Source organism: Saccharopolyspora sp. NPDC049357 (assembly GCF_040677225.1).
In the GTDB taxonomy this organism is placed as follows: domain Bacteria; phylum Actinomycetota; class Actinomycetes; order Mycobacteriales; family Pseudonocardiaceae; genus Saccharopolyspora.
The window spans coordinates 149,774-173,447 of record NZ_JBFAQJ010000011.1 but is presented as its reverse complement, the minus strand read 5'-3'; the positions used below and the strand labels follow the sequence as shown (position 1 = coordinate 173,447).

Genomic DNA, 23,674 nt, shown 5'->3' with positions numbered 1-23,674 from the left:
GAACGAGGTCGACTCCCCCCAGTGAGGACAGTCCTAGAACGACCGTCGGGGGACAACCGCCGGTTCAGCGAACTCCCGGTTCACGATCGATTCGCTCCCCGAGCTCATCGACGATCAAGGTGTCCCGGTCCACGCTATCGGTGCGATAAGCGGCCCGACCCACGAGTTGCGCGAGAACCGGCGCGGTGAGCATCTGGAACAGTCCAACGAGGATCAATCCGGTGGCATAACCGAGGTCCAGCTGCACTCCGGTGCCGATCAGGATCAGGATCAGGCCCAGCGTCTGCGGTTTCGTGGCGGCCTGCAGCCTCGCGGTCACGTCCGGGAAGGTCAGCAGCCCGATCGCGCCGAACAGGCAGGACAGCGCGCCACCGATCAGGCAGATCGCGGAGACGACGTCCGTCCAGCTCATCGGTACGGCTCCTTCCTCTCGATCAACTTCGCGGTGCTGATCGACCCGATGAAGGCCAGCAGCGCGAAGGCCGCCAGCAGCGCGATGTTCGACCCGTCCTGCTGCAAGCCCATGCCCACGCAGGTGCCCGCGACGACCAGCGTCACCAGCACGTCGACGGCCACGATCCGGTCCAGCGTGGTCGTGCCGAGCAGCAACCGGACGACCACCAGCAGCCCTGCCACGCTCAGCAGCACGAAGGTCACGGCGAAGACCCAGATCACCCCGCATCACCCCTGACCAGTTCTCGCTGTCCGGCGGAGCCGACCGCGTCGACGACCAGCCGCTCCAGGAACCACATCTCGCGTCGCACCGAGTCCTCCTCGCCGGGACGCAGGCCCAGCGCGTAGACGTAGCAGGTGCGGTTGGCGCGGTCGATCTGCAGCACGAACTTGCCCGGTGCGAGCGACACCGCGCTGGCCACGATCGCGATCAGGTGGTCGGAGTCGGTGCGCAGCGTGCTGGCCACGATGCCCGCCTTGGCGCTGCGCCGGTGCCAGACCGCCTGCCAGGCCACCCGGAGGGTGGAGATCACCAGGTCCCAGGCCAGGTAGCCGACGAGCCGCAGCAGCGGTAGCGGACGCAGCACCATGCCGGTGCGGATCATCGGCAGCGGGAACAGCAGGGTCACCAGCAGCGCCACCAGCACGCCGAAGAACAGCGTGCCGACGTCGAAGCTGCCCCACAGCAGCACCCACACCGCGGTCAGCCAGACCACCAGCGGAACCCGGCGCAGCAGGCGCTTGTGCTTCGGCATGCGCTCACCCACGGGAGCCACCTCCCAGCACCGCGGCCCGGTAGATCTCGCCGTGCATCAGGTCCCCGGCCGCGCGGCCCGCGACCTCTCCCAGCGGGCCCGCGACCAGCGCGATCACCAGGCTGGACACGACGAGCACGCCGGTCGCGGCCAGCATCGGACGACTGGAGCTGGCGGTGCCGACGACCAGTTCGTCGGTCGGGTCCGGGTCCGGAGCGGGAGCCTTCACCTGGCCCCAGAACACCCTGGTCCACACCCGCGCCATCGCGTAGAGGCTCAGCAGGCTGGTCAGCACGGCACCGGCGGTCACCGCGTAGCCGGTGATGGTTCCGCTGCCGATGCCCGCCTGCAGCAGCGCGAGCTTGGCGACGAAACCGGAGAACGGCGGCACGCCCGCCAGGCTCAGCGCCGGGAGCGCGAACAGGACCGCGATCAGCGGGGTGGCCTTGGCCATGCCGCCCATGCGGGTCAGCGCAACCGTTCCGCTGTGCCGCGTGATCAGACCGCTGACCAGGAACAACGTCGCCTGCACCGTGATGTGGTGGACGACGTAGAGGATCACGCCGGTCAGGCCGACGACGTTGTAGACGCCGAGCCCGAACAGCATGTACCCGATGTGGCTGACCAGCAGGAACGACAGCAACCGGTTGAGGTCGTTCTGCGCGAGGGCGCCGAGCGCGCCGACGATCATGGTGATCAGCGCGATGCCGAGCATCAGGTCCCAGGTCTCGGCGTGCGAGAACACCAGCGTCTGGGTGCGGATCAGCGCGTAGATGCCGACCTTGGTCAGCAGGCCGGCGAACACGGCGGTGACCGGCGCAGGCGCCGTGGGGTAGCTGTCCGGCAGCCAGAAGTGCAGCGGCACCATCGCGGCCTTCACGCCGAACACGATCACCACGAGCAGCGCCAGCGCGATCTGCAGGCCGCGGGGCAGGTCGGCGACCTTGGTGCCCAGGTCGGCGAGGTTGACCGTGCCGGTCGAGGCGTAGACCAGCGCGATCATGGTGATGAACAGCAGCGACGAGGCGAGGCTGACGATCGTGTAGGTCATGCCCGCGCGGACCCGGGTGGAGGTGGTGCGGCGGGTGATCAGCACGTACGACGAGCTGAGCATGATCTCGAAGGCGACGAAGAGGTTGAACAGATCGCCGGTGAGGTACGCCAGGGACACGCCCGCGCACAGCATCAGGTACATCGGGTGGAACGTCGTGCTGGAGCGCTCCCGGCCGTAGTCGGTGATGCGCTGCCCGATCGAGTAGATCAGCACCGCGAACGTCACGACCGAGGACACCAGCAGCAGCAACGACGAGAGCCGGTCGGCGATGAGCGTGATGCCGAAGGGAGCCGGCCACGCGCCCATCTGCAGCACCACGGGCCCGCTCTGGTCGGAGGCGTAGAGCAGCACCGCCGCGTCGGCGATGATCACGCCCAGCACCAGCAGGCCGAGGATCCGCTGCACGTCGGCGAAGCGGCCGAGGGCCAGCGAGAGTCCGGCGGCGGCCAGCGGCAGCAGGACCGGCAGGGCGACCAGAACCGTCACTGCGCCGCCTCCTTCGCCGGTTCGTCCTCCGTCGACTTCTCGTCGTCCGTCGAGTCCTCGTCGTCCGACTCATCACCGGACTCCAGCCGCTTCTCCAACCGCTGGATCCGGCGGTCCTCGACGTCGTCGCGGACCTCGTCGTGGCCCAGCAGCGTCCAGGACCGGTAGGCCAGCGCCAGCAGGAACGTGGTGAGCGCGAAGGTGATCACGATGGCGGTCAGCGCCATGGCCTGCGGCAGCGGATCGGTCATCTCCTCCGGGCGGGCGACGTCGAGCATCGGGGGGCGTCCGGGCGGGCCGCCCGCGATCTGCAGCAGCAGGTTCGAGCCGTGGCCGAGGACCACGATGCCCAGCAGGATCCGCATCAGGGAACGCTGCATGAGCAGGTAGAAACCCACCGAGTAGAGGACCGCGATGGCGAACGCGACGGTCAGGTTGATGGTCATCGCCGCCCCCTCGCCGCCGCGTCGGCATCGGCCTCGATGCCCGAGCCGAGGGTGCGCAGCAGGTCCAGCACCACGCCCACGATCAGCAGGAACACACCGGTGTCGAGGACGACGCTGCTGACGAACTTGATCTCGCCGAGCAGCGGCAGGGTGAACTTGTAGATCGCGGTCTCCAGCAGCTGGCCACCGAAGAGCAGCGGCAGGAACGCCGAGACGCAGGCGATCGTCAGGCCGAGGCCGATCAGCACCGGCGGTCGCATCGAGACCACGGCGCTGTCGTCCATGCGGCCACCGGCGAGGTGGCGCAGCAGGAACGCCTGCCCGGCCACCAGGCCGCCGGTGAAGCCGCCGCCCGCGCGGTCGTGCCCGGCGAACAGCAGGTAGATCGACAGCACCAGCACGGTCGGGAACACGATGCGCGCGACCAGCTCCAGCAGCACCGAGCGGGCCTGGCCTTCGCGGCGGAAACCGGACAGCAGCCAGCGCTCGGTCGGCGCGTCCCAGCTCGTCCATGACGGCTTGGTCGAGGGACTCACTTGCGCACCTCCTGCTGCTGCGTCTGCTCGCGCCTCCGGCGTTCGTGCCTGGAGGCCAGGATCAGGCTGGCGACACCGGTCGCGGCCACCGCGAGGACGGCGATCTCGCCGACGGTGTCGAAGGCGCGGAAGTCCACGATGATCGCGTTGACCACGTTGGTGGCCCCGGCGCCCTTCTCCGCGTGATCCATGAAGTACTGGCTGGCCTCCGGCGGTGCCTGGCGCGCCGAGCTGAAGCCGATCGCGGCCAAGGCGACGAACAGTCCGGCGGCGCTCGCGATGATCGCCTTGGGGATCCGGATGGCCTTCGACGAGTCGGCCTGCGTGAAGCGCTCCGGGAGCCTGCGCAGCACGAACACGAACGCCACGACGGTCAGCGTCTCCACCAGGAACTGGGCGAGCGCGAGGTCCGGTGCGCCGTCGACGATGAACAGCCCACCGATGCCGTAGCCGATGACGCCGACCAGCAGCACCGCGGTGAGCCGGCGGTGGGCGCGCAGCACGGCCAGCGCGGCGAGCACCACGCCCAGGCTCAGCGGCACCTGCAGCAGGTTGTCGTAGGCGCGCAGGTCGTCGGGCACGGTGAACTGGATCAGCAGGGCCGATCCGGGGATGGCCACGACCGTCACCAGGATGATGCCGAGGTAGGTGGGCAGCGAACCCACCTGGGTGCGCGCGGTGACGGCGACCGCGACGCGTTCCAGCAGCGCGGTGATCCGCTCGTAGCCGCGCTGGGCGTTGAGCGGCTGCGGGAGCCGGTTGCGCCAGGCGGTGAGCGGGGTGCGCGCCCGGTGCAGCCCCAGGCCACCGGCGACGGCGAGCACCGACAGCGCGAGCGGGAGGCTGAAGCCGTGCCACAGCGCGAGCTCGGCGGGCTTGCCGACGGACTCGTAGGACGTCGCGTAGCCGTCGGCGAGCTCGTGGGCCACCGGGTAGGCGACGCCCAGCAGCAGGCCGGCGAGCGCGGGCAGCCCGGCGGGGATCAGGGCTTGCAGGTCGGCGGGTTTGACGGTGGTCGGCGCGAGCCCGGGTTTGGTCCCGAAGGCGCCGAACCACATGCGCAGGCTGTAGGCGACGGTGAGCATCGAGCCGAGCACCAGGAAGACGTCGACCGCGGCACCCGCTGGGCCGGACAGGAACGCGCCGAACGCGGCCTCCTTGCCGAGGAAGCCGAGCATCGGCGGCAGTCCCGCCATCGACGCAGCGGCGAGGGCGGCGATCACCGCGAGCCACGGCTGGCGGGCGGCGAGCCCGGAGAGCTTGCGGATGTCGCGGGTGCCGGCCTGGTGGTCGATCATGCCGACGACCAGGAACAGGGTGGCCTTGAACAGGCCGTGCGCCAGCAGCATCGTCGCTCCGGCGAGCGCGGCGTCGTGGCTGCCCGCGCCGAAGAGCACCATCAGGAAGCCGAGCTGGCTGACCGTGCCGTAGGCCAGCAGCTTCTTCAGGTCGTGCTCGTGCAGCGCGCGCCAGCCGCCGAAGAGCATGGTGGCCAGGCCGAACACCACGGCCGGAACGCGCCATTCGGGCTGCGCTGCGAAGATCGGGCCGAGCCGGGCGACGAGGAAGACACCGGCTTTGACCATCGACGCCGCGTGCAGGTAGGCGCTGATCGGGGTGGGGGCGACCATGGCGGCGGGCAGCCAGTTGTGGAAGGGCAGCTGCGCGGACTTGGTGAACGCGCCCACCAGGATCAGCACCGCGGCCACGGCGGTGGCGGTGCCGGTCGGCGGGTGGGCGATGAGCTCGGAGATCCGGTAGGTGCCCGCCGTCTCGCCCAGCACGACGAAGCCGAGCAGCATGACCAGACCGCCGAGGCTGGTGATCATCAGCGCCTGCAGCGCCGATCGGCGGGATTCGCGGCTGATGCCCGCCTGCCCGACCAGCAGGAACGAGCAGACCGTGGTCAGTTCCCAGAAGATGTAGACGGTGGTGAGGTCGTCGGCCACGACCAGTCCGAGCATCGCTCCGGCGAAGCCCAGCAGCAGCGGTGCGGAACGCCGCGCGTCACCGCGTCCTCGGGCGAAGTAGGAGTCGGCGTAGATCAGCACCAGCACGCCCAGGCCGCAGACCAGGATGGTCATCACCAGCGCGAGCGCGTCCAGGCGGAAGCCGAAGTTCAGACCGATCAGCGGCACCCAGGGCACGGTCTCGATGATCGTCGCGCCCGCGAGCACCTGCGGGGTGCGGGCGAGCAGCCAGACGGCGGCCGCGGCGGGTGGGATCGCGGCGATCAGGAACGCTGCGCGGGTGTTGCGCCGGGCCACCAGCGGCAGGAGCACGGCCACCAACAGGTGCGCGATGACGAAGCCGAACAAAGCACCTCCTCCGCACCGCTGTTGTCATGCCTGCCAGCCTCGTCCGATCATTCGCCACCCAGGAGGTCCGCGCACCACGACGCGATCAGTCGTCGCGGATGTCCGGAAGGTCCGACCACTGACAAGTTATCTGCACGCACCCGGCTCGCGCCAACACCGCGCAACGGAGCGTCCGGGCCGCTGGGAGGCGGTTTTTCGTTGCGCCGAAATAATGTTCGCCTCGAAAACGGTACGACACCGCGACTTTGCGAGTGGGATTCTTCACGTGGCGTAACATCGTCTCCCGACCTGGGCGATCTCCCGGTGGTCGAAGTCTCGCCGCTGAGTTTTCGGAGGTCTTCGGACCCGTTCCGGCCCGACTGTCGGACCGAAGGTGGAAAATGTGGCCGTGCCCACCGACAACCAGAACACCCTCGCCGGCATCGGCCGGCTGATCGCCGACCGGTACCGCCTGGAGCGCAAGCTCGGCGGCGGCGCGATGGGCACCGTGTGGTACGGCACAGATGAACTGCTGCATCGCCCGGTGGCCGTCAAGCAGGTCAAGCTCGCGCCGGGAATGCCGGAGGAAGAGGCGGCCGAACTGCGCGAACGCGCGCTGCGCGAGGCACGCGCCATCGCGGTGCTGTCGCACCCCAACGTGGTGACGCTCTACGACGTCGCGCGCGATCAGGACGAGCCGTTCGTGGTGATGGAGCTCGTCCCGTCGCAGAGCCTGGCGGCGATCCTCGACGACCACGGCGCGCTCGACGACAACCAGCTCGCGGTGATCGCCGACGGCGTCGCGGCCGGGCTGGACGCCGCGCACCGGGCCGGGATCGTGCACCGCGACGTCAAACCGGGCAACGTGCTGATCGGCGACGACGGACGGTTGAAGGTCAGCGATTTCGGCATCTCCCGCAACGTCGCCGAGCACACGCTCACCAACACCGGGATCCTGCTGGGAACTCCGGCCTACATCGCCCCCGAGGTCGCCGCCGGAGAAGCGGTGACGGCCACCGCGGACCTGTGGGGTTTGGGCGCCACGCTGTTCGCCGCCGCCGAGGGTCGCCCGCCCTACGACGTGGGCGACGATCCACTCGCGACGGTCACCGAGGTCGTGCGCGGTCCCGTTCCGACGCTGCACCGGCCGGGCGCGGTGGGCGACGTGATCCGGGCGCTGATGGTCAAGGACCCGGCGCAGCGGATGCCCTTGACGGAGGTGCGGCGCCGGTTGCAGCACCTGCTGCCGGAGCCGGGCGCCCGTCCGTTCGCGATGCTGCTGGATCCCGAAGCGCCGACCGTCCGGGTCCGGCAGCGGGTGCTGCAGCAGACCTCTCAGGACAAACCGTCGATCCCGCCCGCTCCGCAGCTCACCGGTTCGGCGCCGCTGGCGGCCGATCCCGGTCCGCCACCGTTCGCGCTGCACGACCCGCCGAAGAAGAAGCGCCGTCCGCTGCGCGCGTTCGCGCTGGTGCTGGCAGCGCTGCTGCTGTTCACCGCTGCGCTGATCGGCTCGTTCGCGGCGACGCGACTGATGGCCGGCCAGTCGCTGCTGCCGGAGCTGGAGCCACCGTCCACCTCGGACCCGAACCCGGCGCTTCCGGCGCTGACGCCGCACAGGGAGAACGCGAAGCACTCGGCAGCACCCAACGGCGGCGAGTTCTCGATCATGGCTCCGGCCGGGTGGCGCACCTTCCACAGCGAGCGCAACGACCTCTCGAACAACTCGGTGGTCGCGTTCGTGTCCGCTGATGGGGCCACGGAGGTCGCGGTGCAGCGCTACGGCGGCTACTTCGACAGGGGTCTGACGCTGGACGGCTACCAGACGCAGCTGCCGCGAGCGATCGGCGGCCCGGCGGCCGACGTCACCGTCAACAGCTTCCACACGGTCAACGGCGTGCGCAGGGTCGTCTACTCGACCAAGGTGGAGCAGCTGCTCAGCGGTCCGGCTAAGGAGATCGAGCGCCGCACCACGGCGGCGTTGCGGCAATCCGGCGACGACCTCTGGATCGTCCGGGTGACCAGCAGTCCGGATCAGTGGCAGAAGGCGGAGGCCCTGTTGGACCAGGTGCTCCCCACCTTCGAACCCGCCGACTGAGGCCGCGGACCGGTCGCGAGCACCGGCCCGCTGCGGATCGTCGTCGCCAATGGCGGTTCTGGTCCGAACCGTCCACGCTCGATGTCCCATTTGCCCGGTCAGTTCGGACCAAAACCGACCGCAGGTGAGGCGGACGAGCACGCGCCGGAAAAACGGAGAGACTAAGCTGCCCGGCCGTGACCGCTACGAACATCTCCGACCCGTCCGCCCTCGCCCACGAGGCTTCGGCGAAGCTCGCCGAGCTCACGGGTGCCGACGGCCACGACCTGGCCGTCGTCCTCGGTTCCGGCTGGCAGCCCGCCGCCGACGAGATCGGGACGCCCGAAGCCGAGATCGGCATGGACGAGCTGCCGGGCTTCGCCAAGCCGGGCGCCGTCGGGCACACCGGCAAGATGCGCTCGGTGCCCGTGGGCGACAAGCGCGTGCTGGTCATCCTCGGCCGCACCCACATGTACGAGGGCCACGGCATCGTGAAGGTCGCGCACGGCGTGCGGACCGCCGTAGCGGCCGGGTGCCGGACGGTGATGCTCACCAACGCGGCGGGCGGCATCCGCGAGGGCATGCAGGTCGGGCAGCCGGTCCTGATCAGCGACCACATCAACATGACCTCGCTGTCGCCGCTGGTGGGCGCGAACTTCGTGGACCTGACCGACCTCTACTCGCCGCGGCTGCGGGAACTGGCGCACGGCATCGACTCCTCGCTGGAGGAGGGCGTCTACGCGGGTCTGCCGGGTCCGCACTTCGAGACCCCGGCCGAGATCCGGATGCTGCGCACCCTCGGCGTTGACCTGGTGGGCATGTCGACCGTGCTGGAGGCCATCACCGCGCGGTCGCTGGGCGCCGAGGTGTTCGGCTTGTCACTGGTGACGAACCTGGCGGCCGGGTTGAGCGGTCAGCCGCTCAACCACGAGGAGGTCCTGGAGGCGGGCAGGGTTTCGGCATCGCGGATGGGCCGGTTGCTGCGGGCGTTGCTGGAGGCGGCGTGACCCAGCCGGATGTCCGGGCGGCCGCGGAGCAGTGGATCGCCGACGACGTCGACCCTCGCGCCCAGGACGAGCTGCGGGAACTCCTCGACTCGCCCGAGCTGGCCGACCGGATGTCGGGCATGCCGCGCTTCGGCACGGCGGGGATGCGCGCCCCGGTGCGCGCGGGTGCCAACGGCATGAACCGGGCGGTGGTCGTGCGCACCACCGCCGGGGTCGCGAGCTGGCTGGTGCAGCAGGGGCTCGGCGGCGGGATCGTGGTGGTGGGCAGGGACGCCCGGCACGGTTCGGAGGATTTCGCCCAGGACGTCGCGGGTGTGCTGGCGGCGGTGGGCTTCGACGTGCGGGTGCTGCCGGAGCCGCTGCCGACGCCGGTGGTCGCCCACGCCGCGCGGGCGCTGGACGCGGTGGCCGGGATCCAGATCACGGCGTCGCACAACCCCCCGCAGGACAACGGTTTCAAGCTCTACCTGGGTGGCGGCGTCCAGCTGGTGGGCCCGGCCGACGCCGAGATCGAGGCGGCGATCGCCAAGACGCCTGCGGCGAACGCGGTGTCGCGCAAGCAGAACTGGACGCTGCTGGAGTCCGGCCAGGACGACTACCTGGCCCGGGTGTCGGCGTTGCCGCGCGGCGGCGACCGCGAGGTCCGGGTGGCGGCGACGGCGCTGCACGGCGTCGGCGCGAAGACCTTGCGCAGGGCGTTGCAGCGCGCGGGTTTCGACGACGTGCACTTCGTGGCCTCGCAGTCCGAACCGGACCCGGACTTCCCGACCGTGGGTTTCCCGAACCCGGAGGAGCCCGGCGCGACGGACGAGTTGTTGCAGCTGGCCGAGGACATCAACGCGGATCTCGCGATCGCGCTGGACCCGGATGCCGACCGGTGCGCGCTGGGCGTGCGCGAGGCCGGCACCTGGCGGATGCTGCGCGGCGACGAGACCGGCGTTCTGCTGGCCTGGCACGTCCTGTCCACTTTGGATGAATCGGCGCCGGACCCGCTGGTCGCCACGACGATCGTGTCCTCCAGCATGCTGCGTTCGATCGCCGCCGAGTTCGGGGTCCGCTACGCCGAGACGCTCACCGGGTTCAAGTGGCTGGTGCGCGCGGGCGACGGCGAGGGAACCGGCCTGGTGTACGCCTACGAGGAGGCGCTGGGGCACAGCGTCGACCCCGACCGGGTGCGCGACAAGGACGGCATCTCGGCGGCGGTGCTGGCCTGCGACCTGACCGCGAGCCTGCTGGCCTCGGGCGATCACCTGCTGGACCTGCTCGACGAGCTGTTCACCGAGCACGGCGTGCACCAGACGGGCCAGGTGTCCGTGCGGGTGACGGACCTGGCGGTGATCCCGCGGATCATGGAGCGGCTGCGCGGCGAACCGCCGCAGGAGCTGGCGGGAACGGCCGTGCGGACGCGCGACCTGCTGCCGGACACCGACGCGCTGGTGGTCACCGGCGACGGCGGGCTGCGCGTGGTGATCCGCCCGTCGGGAACCGAACCGAAGCTCAAGTGCTACCTGCAGGTGGTCGAGCAGGTCGGCGAGCTGCCGCTGGCGGAGGCCAAGCAGCGCGCCGCGGACCGCCTGGACGAGCTCACCCGAGCCGTGACGGCCCTGGTGGAGGAGTAGATGGCCAAGCTGCTGATCGTGCACCACACGCCCTCGCCCGGCATGCAGGCGATGTTCGAGCAGGTGGTGGCAGGTGCGACGACCGACGAGATCGAGGGGGTCGAGGTCGTGCGGCGGCCCGCGCTGAGCGCCACCGCCTCCGACGTCCTCGACGCCGACGGCTACTTGCTGGGGACCCCGGCCAACCTGGGATACATCTCGGGCGCGCTGAAGCACTTCTTCGACACGATCTACTACCCCTGCCTGGATGCGACCAGCGGACGGCCGTTCGGCTACTACGTGCACGGCAACGAGGGCATCGAGGGAGCGCAGCGCGCGATCACCTCGATCACCACCGGGCTGGGCTGGCAGCAGGCGGCCGAGCCCGCGACCGTCCTGGGCGCGCCGGAGAAGTCCGATCTGGATTCCTGCTGGGAGCTGGGCGCCACGGTGGCCGCGAACCTGATGCCGTAGGTGGTCCCGGGACCACCCAGTTGATCTTGGTTGGGGCCTCTCCTATAACCTGATCGTGTCGTCGGGGCGCGCCCCTTGACGACGGCGGGGCGCCCCGGACAGAGCCCGCCTTCCCTCATCACGTGCGATGTTCGGGGCGCCCCGCACCTTCGCTCATCGTAATCAGCCGCCACCCGCTCCTCGTGACCGTCGAGGAATCCGCAGGCCCTCCAGCAGCATTTCCGGGGCCGTACGCGTTACCCTGCGACAGTGAGTGAGGAAACGATCCGACTCGAACTCGATGACTCCGGCGTCTCCGTGGATCTCCCCAAGCCTTCTGGTCCTCACGACCAGGTTCAGGGCGTTCCCTACCGGCCGGTCGAGTTCCGTGACGACGACCTACCGGCGGCTTTGGAACGATCCGCCAAGTGGCTTCGCGAGGCCCAGAACTGGCTCGGCGAACCGATCGATGTGATCGCGGTTCATCTCGATTACGACGATCGAGACGGCGCCCCGTACTACGACCTGAAGTTGATGTGCAACGAGGAGGACCTGGCAGGCGCACCGATCGCGATGCGCAGACTGCGTAGCGACTCCGTGGGCTGACCGTCTCTGAAGATCCTTCTCGAATCAACGCGATGGCCCGGCCGGCCCGTCCGGCCGGGCCGCTCTTCTAGAAACTCGAACGACGACCTTTCCACTGGTCGCGGCCCTGGTGGGCGCGCACGGCGCCGTCGAGCAGGAGCACGCCGAACAGCGCCCCGCTGATCGGTGCCAGCGGCGCGAGCTCGGGGTTCGCCCGCATGATCCTCGCCGTCCCGGCGTGGGCGGCGCCCTGCGCGGCGCAGCCGACGAGCCCGAGCGCGGTCAGCACGGGCCGACGTCCGCGCCCCACCAGCACCGACAGCGGCGCGGCCAGCGACATCGCGATCTGGCCGAGGCCGATGGCCGCCAGCACCGGTGCCGAGCCCTTGGTGCCCGCCACGAAGCTCTTCCGGAACGACGCCCAGCCCTGCTCGAAGGGGTCCATCCCGCTGGTGCGCAGGTGGTCGAGGCCGTCGACGGTGCGCGTGGTGCCGCCGTGGTCGCGCACGGCGGTGGCGATCGCGACGTCCTCGTTGCGGATCGCGGCGAACGCGGCCCAGCCGCCGACCTTCTCGTAGTGCGAGCGGCGCACCAGGATGCAGTGGCCGATGGCGAACGCCTTGCGACCCCGGCCGTCCGGTGAGGCGTTCTCGCCGATGAGCTGCAACCCGGGCGGCATCAGCAGCGGCCAGGTCGCCGAGCGGGCCGCAGGCGGGCCGCCGGGGGTGGAGACGAGGTCGGCCTCGATGGCGTCGGCCGTGGCCAGCAGGCGGCTGAGCAGATCGGGCGCGGCGACCGTGTCGGCGTCGAGGAACAGCAGCCACTCACCGGCCTCCGGCGGACCGGCGGCCTCCACGCCGACGTGCATCGCGTGCACCTTGCCGCCCCAGCCGGGCGGCGGCGAGTCCACCCGCACCGGCACCACGCGCGGGTCGCGGCGGGCGAACTCGCGGGCGATCTCGCCGGTCCCGTCGGTGGAGCCGTCGTCGACCACGAGCACCCGCAGCAGCGCTTCGTGCTGGGTGCCGTGGGTCTGCGACACGATCGAGTTCAGGCAGTCGGCGAGGACAGCGGCTTCGTTGCGGGCGGGGACGACCACGGTGACCTTCGGCGGCGCGACCTCACCCGATCGGGGTTCCCGCAGCGACGCGATGGCGCGCGTCTGGCGCATCGTGCGCACGCTGCGGACCAACACCCCCACGGCGACCGCACCGAGCACCAACGACCAGCGGTTCGTGTGTCTTCGCGGTGAAACCACGAACTCAGCGTGCCACGGAAGGGGCAAACGAGTGCTGATCAAATGCCCTAATTGGCGCTGAACTTCGCGTTGCGCCCGCGCTCCGACGCGGTATCGCGAACGGGTCGTGGGGTCAGACGGCCCCGTACTCGCGGTCCCCGGCATCGCCGAGACCGGGAACGATGAAGCCCGATTCGTTGAGCCGATCATCGATGCTCGCCGTCACCACGTTCACCGGCAGGCCGGCCTCTTCGAGGCGCCGGACGCCCTCGGGCGCGGCGAGGGTGCAGATGGCGGTGACGTCGGTGGCGCCGCGCTCGACCAGCAGCTCGATCGTGTGCACCATCGAACCGCCGGTGGCCAGCATCGGGTCCAGCACCAGCACCGGGATGCCGGTGAGGTCCGCGGGCAGCGACTCCAGGTACGGGGTGGGCTGCAGGGTCTCCTCGTCCCGGGCGAGCCCGACGAAGCCCATCTGAGCCTCCGGGATCAACCGGTGCGCCTGGTCGGCCATGCCCAGCCCGGCGCGCAGCACCGGGACCAGCAGCGGCGGGTTCGCGATCCGGTAGCCGGTGGTCTTGGCCACCGGCGTGTGGATGGGCTCCTCCGCCAGTTCGGCGTCGCGGGTCGCTTCGTAGATGAGCATCAGCGTGAGCTCTTGCAACGCCGCGCGGAAGGCGGCGCTGTTGGTGCGCGCATCGCGCATCGTCGACAACCGCGACTTCGCCAGGGGGTGGTCCACGACCCGAACGTCCATGACGGACAACCGTAACGGCCGCTTTCCACCCCCGACGTACCGACTTGCGCGAACGTGTCTCCGATCGCACGTCTACGGGTGCAGGACGACCTTCGTGTACCCCTCGATGCGCTGATCGAACTTGCTGTAGGCATCAGGGGCGTCGTCCAGCGACAGCTCGTGGGAGACGACGAAGCTCGGCTTCGCCCGACCCGAGATGATCATGTCGCGCAACTGGCGGTTGTATCGCTTGACGTTGCACTGGCCGGTGCCGACGACCTGGCCCTTCTCGAACATCCTCCCGATCGACACCAGCAGCATGCCCTTCTTGGCGTCCTCCGACGGACCGCCCGGATCCGCGGGCACGTAGAGGCCGGGCACGCCGAGACGCCCGGTCGGGCGCACGGTTTCGATCAGCGAGTTGAGCACGATGGCGGGTTCTTCCTTGGACGCGTCGCCGACCTGGGCCTGGTAGCCGACGGCGTCGACGCCCTTGTCGGTCCCCTCGCCGTCGGTGCGTTCCTTGATCATCTGAACCGGATCGCCCTGCGAGAAGTCGATCGGGATCGCACCCATCTCCTCGGCCTTGGCCAACCGCTCCGAGACGCGGTCCACGCAGAACACCCGGGACGCGCCCCGCAGCAGCGCGGAGTAGGCGGCCATCAGGCCCACCGGCCCCGCCCCGTACACCGCGACGGTCTCGCCCGGCGACACCTGCGCGAGCTCGCACCCGTGGTAGCCGGTCGGGAAGATGTCGGCCAGCAGCACGAAGTCGGTCTCGTGCTCGCTGCCGGAGGGCAGCTTCAGGCAGTTGAAGTCGGCGTGCGGGACCCGCAGGTACTCGGCCTGCCCACCGGTGTAGGGCCCCATCGCGACGTAGCCGTAGGCCCCGCCCGCGAACCCGGGGTTCACGGTCAGGCAGAAGCCGGTGTTGCCCGCCATGCAGTTCTTGCAGAACCCGCAGGCGACGTTGAACGGCATCACCACCCGGTCGCCCTTGCTCAGGCCGACGACGCCCTCGCCGAGCTCCTCGACGACGCCCATGTTCTCGTGCCCGAACACGATTCCCGGCTCAGCGGCCGTGCGCCCCTCGTACATGTGCAGGTCCGAGCCGCAGATCGCGGTCGAGGTCACCCGCACGATCACGTCGCTGGGATGCTGGATCCTCGGACTCTCCACCTCATTCACAGCAACCCGGTAAGGCTCTTGGTACACGACGGCCTTCATCTCAGACCTCCAGAACACATGCGTGACCGCTCATGGCCCCAGGGGACTACCCATCTCCGGCCGAGCGCACTCCCACGGTCGGAGGACTTCAGCGGGAATCGCCCCGGGGCGGGTGAAGGCGGCCGCGGGTCGCGGTGGCGGTCAGCCAGCAGGTGTCGCAGGTCGGGGACAGCCAGTCGATCGCGGTCGGTTTGCCCAGGTTGATCGTCTCGCCGCAGAGGGTTTCGCGGACCTGGCCCGGGTGCGGCGGTTCGGCGGGGTGCAGGGCGTGGCGGAGGCCGCCGTGCGGACGCCAGTAAGCGACCAGCTGCTCGCCGTTGAAGAGCTCGGACACGTTTCCTCCCGGTGATCGTCGGACGCGGAGCGCCGGCCGGGAGTCGGGGGAGGAAGACCGACCGGCGCCACCGCCGGCGATGACCCTGCGTGTTGCTATCGTCACCGCTTGAGATCAAGATAGAAGACAGTCGGTTAATTACCTACAGGCATCAACCAATCGAGTTGGATCTTCAGCTTGTAGATCACCCGGGAGGCTCACATGGCACCGATCTCCGCCACCGTCGCGATGTGGGCGATCGGCCTTCGGCTCCGAGAGAGGCGCGAGGAACGCGGGTTTCGCTCAGCCAGCGCGGCGAAGCAGACGGGCGTGGCGGCGGCGTACCTGTCCGACGTCGAGAACGGCAAGAAGAATCTCTCCGAGGGCAGGCTCAACGAACTGATCGAGCTCTACGAGATCGACACCGAAGAGGCCGACGAGCTCCGGGAACTGCGCGAACAGGCCACCCAACGCGGGTGGTGGACCAAGTACTCAGCCCTGTTCAGCGATGAACTCCTCCGCTTCTTCGGCTTCGAACACGGCGCGGAAAGCCTGCGGACGTACGACGGCGACCTCGTGAACGGCTTGCTCCAGACCCCTGACTACGCACGGGCGATCATCGAGGCCGGTGCACCGAACCTTCGGCTGGCAGAAGTCGATCGCCGCATCCAATGCCGCATCACCCGCCAGAGTCGGATATCCGGTGACGAGCCACTTCAAATGGCAGCCGTCATGGGCGAAGCAGCTGTGAGACAGCAGGTAGGTGGCCCTGAAGTCCACGCCGCGCAGCTGAAGCACCTCGCCGATCTGATCCACCGGAATCCGGTTTCGCTCGATCTCCGCGTGGTCCCGTTCGATGCGACCGGGCACCCGGCGATGGGTGGGTCGGGGTTCGCGCTGATGACCTTCCCGAGCGGAAGGCTCCCCGCACTGCTGTGGCAGGAGACCGTCACATCGACACAACTGATCATGGATGCAATGGCGACCCGTGAATACGGCCTTGCTCATGGTGAAGCAAGCAGGAGCGCCCTCACCAGGGAAGACTCCCTTGACCTCATCACAAATGCCTTTCGTGGCCGCTGACCGACAACTACAGTTCGATGCATGAATTCTGTTCGCTTAGCCGACACCGCGTGGCGAAAGTCGAGCCGCAGCGCGAACAACTCCTACTGCGTCGAGGTCGCGGTCACCGACGAGGTGGTCGGGGTTCGCGACACCAAGGACCGCGAGAGCGGCACCCTCGCCTTCAGCCGTGAGCGGTGGAACGACTTCCTCTCCGGCCTCCGCAACCAGCAACACCACCCGTGACCCCGTAACGCCTCGGTCACCTCACCCGGAATACCGCAGTAATCAGGTGCCCGATTACTGCGGTATTCCGGGGCCTCCTGGCATCGGGGGTTCGGTGTGGGGTCCCGGGTGGGTGGCGGCGCCTGGTTCTTCGGGGGCGTTGGCTGGGTTGAGCCAGGTGTGGTTATGGCGGCGGGTGGCCGGGAGCAGGGTTTACCGGTCATGGGCGATTTGGCGTGAACGCTCCATCCGGACGCCCACCCGGAGGTCTGGACCTAGACTGCCGGGCATGGCATGGACGCCGTTCGATCTTGACGACGCCGTGCGGGATGACCGGTCGCTGCGCCGGTTCCTGCACGGTCTTCCTGGCGTCGACCAGGTGGGGCTGGAGCAGCGGGCCGCCGGGCTGGGCACCCGGAGCATCAAGAAGAACTCCAAGATGCAGGCCATCGACACCGCGATCTCCATGGTCGACCTGACGACCCTGGAAGGCGCCGACACCGAGGGCAAGGTCCGGGCGCTGTGCGCCAAGGCTCGGCGGCCCGACCCCGGGCAGGACGGGGTTCCGCGGGTCGCAGCCGTGTGCGTGTACTCCGACCTGGCCGCCACCGCCGTCGCCGAGCTCGACGGGTCCGGGATCCACGTGGCCTCGGTGGCCACCTCGTTCCCCTCCGGGCGAGCCGCGCGGGCCGTGAAGCTGGCCGACGTGGAGCACGCCGTGACCGCCGGAGCCGACGAGATCGACATGGTCATCGACCGGGGCGCGTTCCTGGCCGGGCGCTACGGGCAGGTCTTCGACGAGATCAAGGCCGTCAAGGCCGCCTGCGGGGACGCCCACCTCAAGGTCATCCTGGAGACCGGCGAGCTGGCGACCTACGACAACGTGCGCCGGGCGTCATGGCTGGCGCTGCTGGCCGGAGGAGACTTCATCAAGACCTCCACCGGCAAGGTCTCCCCCGCCGCGACGCTGCCGGTCACGCACCTGATGCTGCAGGCCGTGCGCGACTGGCGGGACTCGACCGGTGAGCTGCGCGGCGTCAAACCCGCGGGCGGCATCCGCAACACCAAGGACGCGATCCGCTACCTGGTGGCGGTGCACGAGGTCGCCGGCCCCGAGTGGCTCACCCCCGACCTGTTCCGGTTCGGCGCGTCCAGCCTGCTCAACGATCTGCTGATGCAGCGGCGAACCCAGCTCGAAGGCCACTACAGCGGCCCCGATCACGTGGCGGTGGACTGATGACCAGCCCTTGGGAGTACGCGCCCGCGCCGGAGTCGCGCGAGCTCGCCGACCTCAAGCCGAACTACCGGATGTTCGTCGACGGCGAGTTCGTCGACGGCGGCGGGCAGACCATCAAGACCATCAACCCTGCGACCGAGGAAACCCTCGCCGAGGTGTACTCGGCCGACACCGGCGACGTGGACCGGGCGGTCGCCGCCGCGCGCCGCGCCCACGACCAGGTGTGGTCGAAGCTGCCGGGCAAGGAGCGGGCGAAGCACCTGTTCCGGATCGCGCGGCTCATCCAGGAGCGCTCCCGCGAGCTGGCGGTGCTGGAGACGCTGGACAACGGCAAGCCCATCAAGGAATCCCGCGACGTCGACGTCCCCACCGCCGCCGCGCACTTCTTCCACCACGCCGGCTGGGCCGACAAGCTCGACCACGCCGGTTTCGGGCCCAACCCGAAATCGCTGGGCGTGGCCGGACAGGTGATCCCGTGGAACTTCCCGCTGCTGATGCTGGCGTGGAAGATCGCGCCGGCGCTGGCCTGCGGCAACACCGTGGTGCTCAAGCCCGCCGAGACGACTCCGCTGAGCGCGCTGGTGTTCGCCGACATCTGCCACCAGGCCGGGCTGCCGGCGGGCGTGGTCAACATCGTGCCGGGTGCCGGTGACATCGGGGCCGCGCTGGTGGCGCACTCCGACGTGGACAAGGTGGCCTTCACCGGCTCGACCGAGGTCGGCAAGCAGATCCAGCGGACCGTGGCCGGGACCGGCAAGAAGCTGACGCTGGAGCTGGGCGGCAAGGCCGCCAACATCGTCTTCGACGACGCGCCCCTGGACCAGACCGTCGAGGGCATCGTCAACGGCATCTTCTTCAACCAGGGCCACGTGTGCTGCGCAGGTTCCCGGCTGCTGGTGCAGGAGACCGTGGCCGAGGAACTGCTGGAGAAGCTGCGCGCGCGGGTGAGCACGCTGCGCGTGGGTGACCCGCTGGACAAGAACACCGACGTCGGCGCCATCAACTCCGCCGAGCAGCTCAGCAAGATCACCGAGCTCGTCGAGGGCGGTTCCGCCGAAGGCGCCCAGCGCTGGAGCAGCCCTTGCCGGCTGCCGGAACGCGGTTTCTTCTTCGCGCCGACGGTGTTCTCCGAGGTGCAGCAGTCGATGCGGATCGCCCGCGAGGAGATCTTCGGTCCCGTCCTGTCGGTGCTGACGTTCCGCACGCCCGACGAGGCGATCGCCAAGGCCAACAACACGCCCTACGGGCTGTCCGCCGGGATCTGGACCGAGAAGGGCTCGCGGATCCTGTGGGCGGCGCAGAAGCTGCGCGCGGGCGTGGTGTGGGCGAACACGTTCAACCGGTTCGACCCGACCGCGCCCTTCGGCGGCTACCGGGAATCCGGGTTCGGCCGCGAGGGCGGCCGGGCTGGTTTGGAGGCGTACCTCGATGTCTGACGTTGCCGGCCGGCTGGCCGTCGCCAAGACCTACAAGCTCTACATCGGTGGCGCGTTCCCGCGCTCCGAATCCGGACGGGTGTTCGCCGTGACCTCTGCGGACGGGGAGTTCCAGGCCAACGTCGCGCACGCCTCCCGCAAGGACGTGCGCGACGCCGTCGCCGCAGCCCGCAAGGCGTTCGGCGGCTGGTCCGGTGCCACCGCCTACAACCGGGGCCAGGTGCTGTTCCGCATCGCCGAGGTGATGGAGGGGCGGCGCGAGCAGTTCGCGGCCGAGGTCTCCACCGCCGAAGGCGTCTCGCGGGAGTCCGCTTTGTCCACTGTGGATACCGCAGTGGATCGCCTGGTCTGGTACGCGGGCTGGACCGACAAGATCGCGATGGTGCTCGGCGCGTCGAATCCGGTTGCGGGCCCGTACTTCTCGTTCAGCACTCCCGAGCCGACCGGGGTCGTGGGAGTGCTGGCGCCGCAGGAGTCCTCGCTGCTGGGGCTGGTCAGCGTGACCGCTCCGGTGATCGCCGCGGGCAACACCTGCGTGGTCGTGGCCTCCGGCGAGCGGCCGCTGCCCGCGATCACGCTCGCGGAGGTGCTGGCCACCTCGGACGTTCCGGGCGGGGTGGTCAACGTGCTGACCGGCCGGGCCGCCGAGCTCGGCCCGTGGCTGGCCTCCCACGCCGACGTCAACGCGCTGGACCCGACCGGGGCCTCCCCCGAGCTGCGCGTCGAGCTCGCGCGCTCGGCCGCCGACACCGTCAAGCGGGTGCTGCCGGTCCGCGGCGAACCGGACTGGACCGGCGAACCCGATCTGCAGCGGCTGCGCGCCTTCACCGAGATCAAGACGGTCTGGCACCCCGTGGGAACCTGAGGCCACTTCGCGTTCGGGTGGACGACGTCAATTCTTGTTCGGGTAGCGGACCCGGCCTCGGCGGATGGAGTGCGCGAGCATCGCGAACATGCCGATGAGGAAGACGACGCCGAGGGTGAGGATCAGCCGGCTCGGGGCGGTGATGACCGGAGTCTCGTCGTCGAGGTACTTGTTGCAGATCACCTGGGCGCCCAAGCCCGCGATCAGCGCGACGACGGCCCCACCGGCGTAGAGCTTGTTGCTCGCGGAGGCCGTGCGAGCGAGGTAGACCAACAGGGCCACGACGACGACCGCCACCAGGAGGAGCGGCTGCGCCACGACGTCGCGCAGCGTGTAGACCACCCCCGCCTCGTCCAGGGCGAGCCCGTCGCCGAAGAAGGTCTGGCCGAACAGGGCCAGCGTCGCGATGGCGACGAAGGTGAGCACGATGCCGCCGGTGGAGCGCTTGCCGGTGGCCGGGTCGAGCTGCGCGGCGACCTGCCGCGCGTAGTCGCGCGGCTTGCCGAACGCGTCCACCGGGTCCTCACCGGTCTCGGCCACGTGCGCCTCGACCTCGGCGAGCACCTCGCCCACGCGCTCACCGGATATCTCGTGGAAGCGCAGCGCCTTGTGCAGGTCATCGGTGTACTTGTCCAGCGTCATCATGCTCGCACCCCTCGTTCCACAACGGCGATCGAGTTCCGGGCGAACTCGACCCACTTCGGCCCCATCTCCGCCAGCGCGGCGCGGCCCTGATCGGTCAGCGAGAAGAACTTCCGACCCGGGCCGCCTTCGCCCGCCCGCCACTCCGCCTGCAGCAGGCCGTCGGCGGCCAGCCGATTGAGCAGGGGGTAGAGCGTCCCGGCTTTCATGTCCGGCAGTCCGGCCTCGGCCAACCGCTGCAGCAGCGTGTAGCCGTAGCCCTCTCCGCCTTCGGCCAGCAGCGCCAGCACCGCGAGGTCGAGCACCCCGCGCAGCCATTGCGTCTGCCTGGCCGTCGTCCGTTCCGCCATGACTACAACGTAACACCGACTAGTGTGTGACACCAACTAGTAGGTCGGAGAAAATCCCCACCGGAACTCCGATGGGGATCTGATCAGCGGATTTGCCAGTCCAGACGGCCGTCCTCGGTCACGGTCGGGTAGCTGTGCCCGGCTGGGACGCCGTCGGTCAGCGCTCGGTGCACGTCGGCGAGCATCGCCGTGATGCCCTGCCACTCCGGCCGCAGCACCTGCGCGTGCTCCTGCTCCCACTCCAGCACGCACCCGCGCAACGGCCCCGGCCGCAGGTCGACCACCAGCTCATCGGCGAAACCATCACCGGCGATCGGGATCCACGACGGGTGGAAGCTCGATCCCGGCGATCCCGCGTAGTAGTCGCAGGCCGGCCGGTCCCACTGCGCCGTCCAGGTCTTGCGGTGATCGCGCCACGCCGACAACGCCTGGTGCGCGCCGTAAGGTGTGTAGAACGGCGGCAGCACGTCGGCCAGCACATCGCCCTCGGTACCACCGCAGCAGATCCACAGCGCTCGCAACTCGTCCGGCAGTGCAACGGAGAACTCGCCCTCGAGCTCGACGAAGTCAGGTTCCTGGACTGGCGGACGCAGAGCGGCTGCCGTGACCGGCGCATGTCGCCCGAGCCAGTGCGCGATCTGACTCCACAGCTCCGTGACATCCATCGCTCATTCGGCGAGGAAACCCGCCGCCCTGGGCGCGGGGTGGATCGGCGCTACGTTTTGCGACCGTGCGTCGCAAACAAGCGCTGAACCTCGCCTTCCTCCCTTCCAAGTTATAACTGCACTGCCTGTATAATCAGCTCATGGCCGCGACGAGGAGGGCTCGCCATTTCTCCGGCGGCGTGTACGACTTGGGGCTGCACGTGGTGTGGTGCCCCAAGTACCGCCGCCCGGTGCTTGATGGACCGGTCGCGGAACGTCTGGAGGAGCTGCTCCGGGATAAGGCGGCCGAGCGCGGGTGGGAGATCCCAGCGCTTGAAGTCATGCCCGACCAGGTGCACGTGTTCGTCGAACATGATCCGAAGTCGTCGGCCTCGTACGTGGCGAACCAGTTCAAGGGGTTCACCTCGCGCGTGCTGCGTGCGGAGTTCCCGCGATTGAGATCTCGGTTGCCGACGTTGTGGTCATCGTCGTACTTCGCCGCATCAGCAGGTGCGCTCAGCGCGGATGCGGTGCAGCAATACATCGATTCGCAGCAGGAACGGGCATAGCCGTGCGCCGCTCGTACAAGTTCCTGATGCGCCCCACTCGCAAGCAGCAGCAGGCGTTGCGAGCGATGCTGGCTGATCATTGCGACCTCTACAACGCCGCGTTGCAAGAACGCCGGGATGCCTACAACCAACCGTCGAAGACCAGCGTCCGATACGGTGACCAATCCGCCCAGCTCAAAGACATCCGAACCACCGATCCGGACGGTCAGCAACGGTGGTCGTTCTCGTCTCAGCAGGCGACGCTGCGCAGGTTGAACAAGGCGTTCGAAGCGTTCTTCCAGCGCGTGCGCAACGGCGGAAAGCCCGGATACCCGCGCTTCAAGGGCAAGGGACACTTCGACACGGTCGTTTTTCCGAAGGACGGCGACGGGTGCTGGTGGGACTCCACTCCGGACGACACCCAGGTTCGTGTCCGCCTGCAAGGGGTCGGGCACGTTCCGGTTCACCAGCACAGGCCCGTTGAGGGGCGCGTCAAGACGATCAGCATCACACGTCAAGCAGCCCGGTGGTTCGTTGTCTTGTCGTGCGACGACATCCTTGCCGAACCGCTTCCCGAAACCGGCCGTGCCGCCGGTATCGACATGGGCGTTGAGCACTTCCTGACCACCAGCCACGGCGAGCACTTCGCCAACCCACGCCATGCCCAGCGAGCGAGCGGAGAGCTCGCCGAGGCACAGCGTGAACTGGAGGCATTCCCGAAACGCGTGCGCATGTCGCTGCGCACCAAGAAACACCGCAACGCCTCCCGCAAGGTCACCAAGCTGCACGCCAAGGTGCGTCGACAGCGGTTGGATCACCACCACAAAACCGCGCTCGCGGTCGTGCGCGCATACGATGCGATTGCGCACGAAGACCTCAACATCAGCGGCATGACCTCCGCTGCGAAACCCCAACCTGATCCAGAACGACCTGGGCAGTTCTTGCCCAACGGGGCGGCGGCGAAATCCGGACTGAACCGGAGCATTCTCGACGCGGGTTGGGGGCACTTCCTCGCGATCCTGGCGGACAAGGCTGAAAGAGCCGGTCGGCGAGTGATCCCGGTGGACGCCCGCAACACGTCTCGTACGTGCGGCCCGTGCGGGCACGTCACGGCGGCCAACCGCATCAGCCAGGCCGAGTTCGTCTGCCAACGCTGCGGCCACACAGCCAACGCGGACGTCAACGCAGCGGGCAACATCGCAACAAGGGCCGGGCTGGTCCTCTCCGACGCTGCCTGAGCAGCATTGGAGGAAGCCCGCGCGTTCACGCCTGGGTGGAGTCACTCTGATCATGGTCTCGGGCCGCGCAGCGGGGCGGTACCGCCAAAGGGGACTTCGGAGACGAACGGTGAAGGCGCTGGACCGAACAGCGGATCCGGGTAGCCCTCAAGTCCGAGAAGCGACAG

General features: G+C 69.2%; 26 protein-coding genes. 12 read left to right on the top strand and 14 right to left on the bottom strand.

Features of this window, described 5'->3' with window-relative positions; genetic code table 11:
- Positions 1-64: 64 nt before the first annotated feature.
- Genes mnhG through mbhE form a run of 7 tightly spaced genes read right to left on the bottom strand, consistent with a single transcriptional unit; the run spans position 65 to position 6,048 of the window.
- Complete coding sequence (mnhG, locus tag AB0J91_RS12460; protein WP_363867304.1) at positions 65-412, bottom strand: monovalent cation/H(+) antiporter subunit G; 348 nt, start codon at positions 410-412, stop codon at positions 65-67.
- Positions 409-675: a monovalent cation/H+ antiporter complex subunit F gene (locus AB0J91_RS12455; RefSeq protein ID WP_363789868.1), complete on the bottom strand. Its 267-nt coding sequence runs from the start codon at positions 673-675 to the stop codon at positions 409-411. Before AB0J91_RS12455 ends, mnhG begins: the two co-directional genes overlap by 4 nt.
- Positions 672-1,220: a Na+/H+ antiporter subunit E gene (locus tag AB0J91_RS12450; RefSeq protein WP_363867301.1), complete on the bottom strand. Its 549-nt coding sequence runs from the start codon at positions 1,218-1,220 to the stop codon at positions 672-674. The genes AB0J91_RS12455 and AB0J91_RS12450 overlap by 4 nt, the downstream gene beginning before the upstream one ends.
- On the bottom strand, positions 1,213-2,748 hold the full coding sequence (locus AB0J91_RS12445; protein WP_363867298.1) for a Na+/H+ antiporter subunit D: 1,536 nt from the start codon (positions 2,746-2,748) through the stop codon (positions 1,213-1,215). The genes AB0J91_RS12450 and AB0J91_RS12445 overlap by 8 nt, the downstream gene beginning before the upstream one ends.
- Entirely contained in the window at positions 2,745-3,194 is a 450-nt protein-coding gene (locus AB0J91_RS12440; RefSeq protein ID WP_363867295.1) for a Na(+)/H(+) antiporter subunit C, read from the bottom strand. Before AB0J91_RS12440 ends, AB0J91_RS12445 begins: the two co-directional genes overlap by 4 nt.
- Complete coding sequence (locus tag AB0J91_RS12435) at positions 3,191-3,730, bottom strand: MnhB domain-containing protein (protein ID WP_363867292.1); 540 nt, start codon at positions 3,728-3,730, stop codon at positions 3,191-3,193. The genes AB0J91_RS12440 and AB0J91_RS12435 overlap by 4 nt, the downstream gene beginning before the upstream one ends.
- Positions 3,727-6,048, bottom strand: a complete 2,322-nt coding sequence (mbhE, locus tag AB0J91_RS12430) for a hydrogen gas-evolving membrane-bound hydrogenase subunit E (protein ID WP_363867289.1) — start codon at positions 6,046-6,048, stop codon at positions 3,727-3,729. The genes AB0J91_RS12435 and mbhE overlap by 4 nt, the downstream gene beginning before the upstream one ends.
- Positions 6,049-6,436: 388 nt before the next feature.
- Between mbhE and AB0J91_RS12425 the strand changes: the two genes are divergently transcribed.
- The 5 genes from AB0J91_RS12425 to AB0J91_RS12405 all read left to right on the top strand — a co-directional run bounded on the left by AB0J91_RS12425 (position 6,437) and on the right by AB0J91_RS12405 (position 11,768).
- Positions 6,437-8,125, top strand: a complete 1,689-nt coding sequence (locus tag AB0J91_RS12425) for a protein kinase (RefSeq protein WP_363867286.1) — start codon at positions 6,437-6,439, stop codon at positions 8,123-8,125.
- A gap of 176 nt (positions 8,126-8,301) precedes the next feature.
- Positions 8,302-9,111 carry a purine-nucleoside phosphorylase gene (locus AB0J91_RS12420; protein WP_363867283.1) on the top strand — a complete coding sequence of 270 codons (810 nt, stop codon included), beginning with the start codon at positions 8,302-8,304 and terminating at the stop codon, positions 9,109-9,111.
- Positions 9,108-10,730, top strand: coding sequence for a phospho-sugar mutase (locus AB0J91_RS12415; protein WP_363867280.1), 1,623 nt, complete (start codon positions 9,108-9,110; stop codon positions 10,728-10,730). Before AB0J91_RS12420 ends, AB0J91_RS12415 begins: the two co-directional genes overlap by 4 nt.
- Complete coding sequence (locus AB0J91_RS12410; protein ID WP_363789886.1) at positions 10,731-11,183, top strand: NAD(P)H-dependent oxidoreductase; 453 nt, start codon at positions 10,731-10,733, stop codon at positions 11,181-11,183.
- 249 nt (positions 11,184-11,432) lie between these two features.
- Positions 11,433-11,768: a hypothetical protein gene (locus AB0J91_RS12405; protein ID WP_363867277.1), complete on the top strand. Its 336-nt coding sequence runs from the start codon at positions 11,433-11,435 to the stop codon at positions 11,766-11,768.
- 67 nt (positions 11,769-11,835) lie between these two features.
- Here the strand turns inward: AB0J91_RS12405 and AB0J91_RS12400 are convergent, their stop codons facing one another.
- From AB0J91_RS12400 to AB0J91_RS12385, 4 genes are all read right to left on the bottom strand, one after another.
- Positions 11,836-12,918 carry a glycosyltransferase family 2 protein gene (locus tag AB0J91_RS12400; RefSeq protein WP_363867274.1) on the bottom strand — a complete coding sequence of 361 codons (1,083 nt, stop codon included), beginning with the start codon at positions 12,916-12,918 and terminating at the stop codon, positions 11,836-11,838.
- A 199-nt stretch (positions 12,919-13,117) separates the two neighbouring features.
- On the bottom strand, positions 13,118-13,741 hold the full coding sequence (upp, locus tag AB0J91_RS12395; RefSeq protein ID WP_363867271.1) for a uracil phosphoribosyltransferase: 624 nt from the start codon (positions 13,739-13,741) through the stop codon (positions 13,118-13,120).
- A gap of 72 nt (positions 13,742-13,813) precedes the next feature.
- Positions 13,814-14,947 (bottom strand): glutathione-independent formaldehyde dehydrogenase, encoded by a 1,134-nt coding sequence (locus tag AB0J91_RS12390; protein ID WP_363867268.1) that lies wholly within the window; start codon positions 14,945-14,947, stop codon positions 13,814-13,816.
- An 88-nt stretch (positions 14,948-15,035) separates the two neighbouring features.
- A complete protein-coding gene (locus AB0J91_RS12385; RefSeq protein ID WP_363867265.1) occupies positions 15,036-15,281 on the bottom strand; it encodes a zinc finger protein in 246 nt (81 codons plus the stop codon).
- Between the two features lie 201 nt (positions 15,282-15,482).
- Between AB0J91_RS12385 and AB0J91_RS12380 the strand changes: the two genes are divergently transcribed.
- The 5 genes from AB0J91_RS12380 to AB0J91_RS12360 all read left to right on the top strand — a co-directional run bounded on the left by AB0J91_RS12380 (position 15,483) and on the right by AB0J91_RS12360 (position 20,085).
- Positions 15,483-16,343 (top strand): Scr1 family TA system antitoxin-like transcriptional regulator, encoded by an 861-nt coding sequence (locus AB0J91_RS12380; protein WP_363867262.1) that lies wholly within the window; start codon positions 15,483-15,485, stop codon positions 16,341-16,343.
- A 21-nt stretch (positions 16,344-16,364) separates the two neighbouring features.
- On the top strand, positions 16,365-16,568 hold the full coding sequence (locus tag AB0J91_RS12375; RefSeq protein WP_363867259.1) for a DUF397 domain-containing protein: 204 nt from the start codon (positions 16,365-16,367) through the stop codon (positions 16,566-16,568).
- Positions 16,569-16,836: 268 nt separating this feature from the next.
- The gene (gene deoC / locus AB0J91_RS12370) at positions 16,837-17,784 is read left to right on the top strand and encodes a deoxyribose-phosphate aldolase (RefSeq protein ID WP_363867256.1); all 948 of its coding nucleotides are present in this window, start codon (positions 16,837-16,839) and stop codon (positions 17,782-17,784) included.
- A complete protein-coding gene (locus AB0J91_RS12365) occupies positions 17,784-19,220 on the top strand; it encodes an aldehyde dehydrogenase family protein (RefSeq protein WP_363867253.1) in 1,437 nt (478 codons plus the stop codon). Before deoC ends, AB0J91_RS12365 begins: the two co-directional genes overlap by 1 nt.
- Entirely contained in the window at positions 19,213-20,085 is an 873-nt protein-coding gene (locus AB0J91_RS12360) for an aldehyde dehydrogenase family protein (RefSeq protein WP_363867250.1), read from the top strand. The genes AB0J91_RS12365 and AB0J91_RS12360 overlap by 8 nt, the downstream gene beginning before the upstream one ends.
- A gap of 27 nt (positions 20,086-20,112) precedes the next feature.
- On the opposite strand, the gene AB0J91_RS12355 is transcribed toward AB0J91_RS12360, so the two are convergent.
- The 3 genes from AB0J91_RS12355 to AB0J91_RS12345 form a co-directional block, all read right to left on the bottom strand.
- Positions 20,113-20,727, bottom strand: coding sequence for a hypothetical protein (locus tag AB0J91_RS12355; protein ID WP_363867247.1), 615 nt, complete (start codon positions 20,725-20,727; stop codon positions 20,113-20,115).
- Positions 20,727-21,077 carry a PadR family transcriptional regulator gene (locus tag AB0J91_RS12350; RefSeq protein ID WP_363789908.1) on the bottom strand — a complete coding sequence of 117 codons (351 nt, stop codon included), beginning with the start codon at positions 21,075-21,077 and terminating at the stop codon, positions 20,727-20,729. The genes AB0J91_RS12355 and AB0J91_RS12350 overlap by 1 nt, the downstream gene beginning before the upstream one ends.
- Positions 21,078-21,160: 83 nt before the next feature.
- Positions 21,161-21,742: an SMI1/KNR4 family protein gene (locus tag AB0J91_RS12345; RefSeq protein WP_363789910.1), complete on the bottom strand. Its 582-nt coding sequence runs from the start codon at positions 21,740-21,742 to the stop codon at positions 21,161-21,163.
- A gap of 140 nt (positions 21,743-21,882) precedes the next feature.
- On the opposite strand from AB0J91_RS12345, the gene tnpA reads away from it, so the two are divergent.
- Positions 21,883-22,290, top strand: coding sequence for an IS200/IS605 family transposase (gene tnpA / locus AB0J91_RS12340; RefSeq protein ID WP_363867244.1), 408 nt, complete (start codon positions 21,883-21,885; stop codon positions 22,288-22,290).
- Positions 22,291-22,292: 2 nt separating this feature from the next.
- Positions 22,293-23,507, top strand: coding sequence for a transposase (locus AB0J91_RS12335; protein WP_363867241.1), 1,215 nt, complete (start codon positions 22,293-22,295; stop codon positions 23,505-23,507).
- Positions 23,508-23,674 lie beyond the last annotated feature (167 nt).

What these genes read in the sequence shown, in the direction of transcription:
- mnhG (WP_363867304.1), bottom strand. Translation starts at nt 412, where the DNA reads ATGAGCTGGACGGACGTCGTCTCCGCGATCTGCCTGATCGGTGGCGCG.
- AB0J91_RS12440 (WP_363867295.1), bottom strand. Translation starts at nt 3,194, where the DNA reads ATGACCATCAACCTGACCGTCGCGTTCGCCATCGCGGTCCTCTACTCG.
- AB0J91_RS12410 (WP_363789886.1), top strand. Translation starts at nt 10,731, where the DNA reads ATGGCCAAGCTGCTGATCGTGCACCACACGCCCTCGCCCGGCATGCAG.
- AB0J91_RS12400 (WP_363867274.1), bottom strand. Translation starts at nt 12,918, where the DNA reads ATGCGCCAGACGCGCGCCATCGCGTCGCTGCGGGAACCCCGATCGGGT.
- upp (WP_363867271.1), bottom strand. Translation starts at nt 13,741, where the DNA reads ATGGACGTTCGGGTCGTGGACCACCCCCTGGCGAAGTCGCGGTTGTCG.
- AB0J91_RS12390 (WP_363867268.1), bottom strand. Translation starts at nt 14,947, where the DNA reads ATGAAGGCCGTCGTGTACCAAGAGCCTTACCGGGTTGCTGTGAATGAG.
- AB0J91_RS12380 (WP_363867262.1), top strand. Translation starts at nt 15,483, where the DNA reads ATGGCACCGATCTCCGCCACCGTCGCGATGTGGGCGATCGGCCTTCGG.
- AB0J91_RS12375 (WP_363867259.1), top strand. Translation starts at nt 16,365, where the DNA reads ATGAATTCTGTTCGCTTAGCCGACACCGCGTGGCGAAAGTCGAGCCGC.
- deoC (WP_363867256.1), top strand. Translation starts at nt 16,837, where the DNA reads ATGGCATGGACGCCGTTCGATCTTGACGACGCCGTGCGGGATGACCGG.
- AB0J91_RS12365 (WP_363867253.1), top strand. Translation starts at nt 17,784, where the DNA reads ATGACCAGCCCTTGGGAGTACGCGCCCGCGCCGGAGTCGCGCGAGCTC.
- AB0J91_RS12360 (WP_363867250.1), top strand. Translation starts at nt 19,213, where the DNA reads ATGTCTGACGTTGCCGGCCGGCTGGCCGTCGCCAAGACCTACAAGCTC.
- AB0J91_RS12355 (WP_363867247.1), bottom strand. Translation starts at nt 20,727, where the DNA reads ATGACGCTGGACAAGTACACCGATGACCTGCACAAGGCGCTGCGCTTC.
- AB0J91_RS12350 (WP_363789908.1), bottom strand. Translation starts at nt 21,077, where the DNA reads ATGGCGGAACGGACGACGGCCAGGCAGACGCAATGGCTGCGCGGGGTG.
- AB0J91_RS12345 (WP_363789910.1), bottom strand. Translation starts at nt 21,742, where the DNA reads ATGGATGTCACGGAGCTGTGGAGTCAGATCGCGCACTGGCTCGGGCGA.
- tnpA (WP_363867244.1), top strand. Translation starts at nt 21,883, where the DNA reads ATGGCCGCGACGAGGAGGGCTCGCCATTTCTCCGGCGGCGTGTACGAC.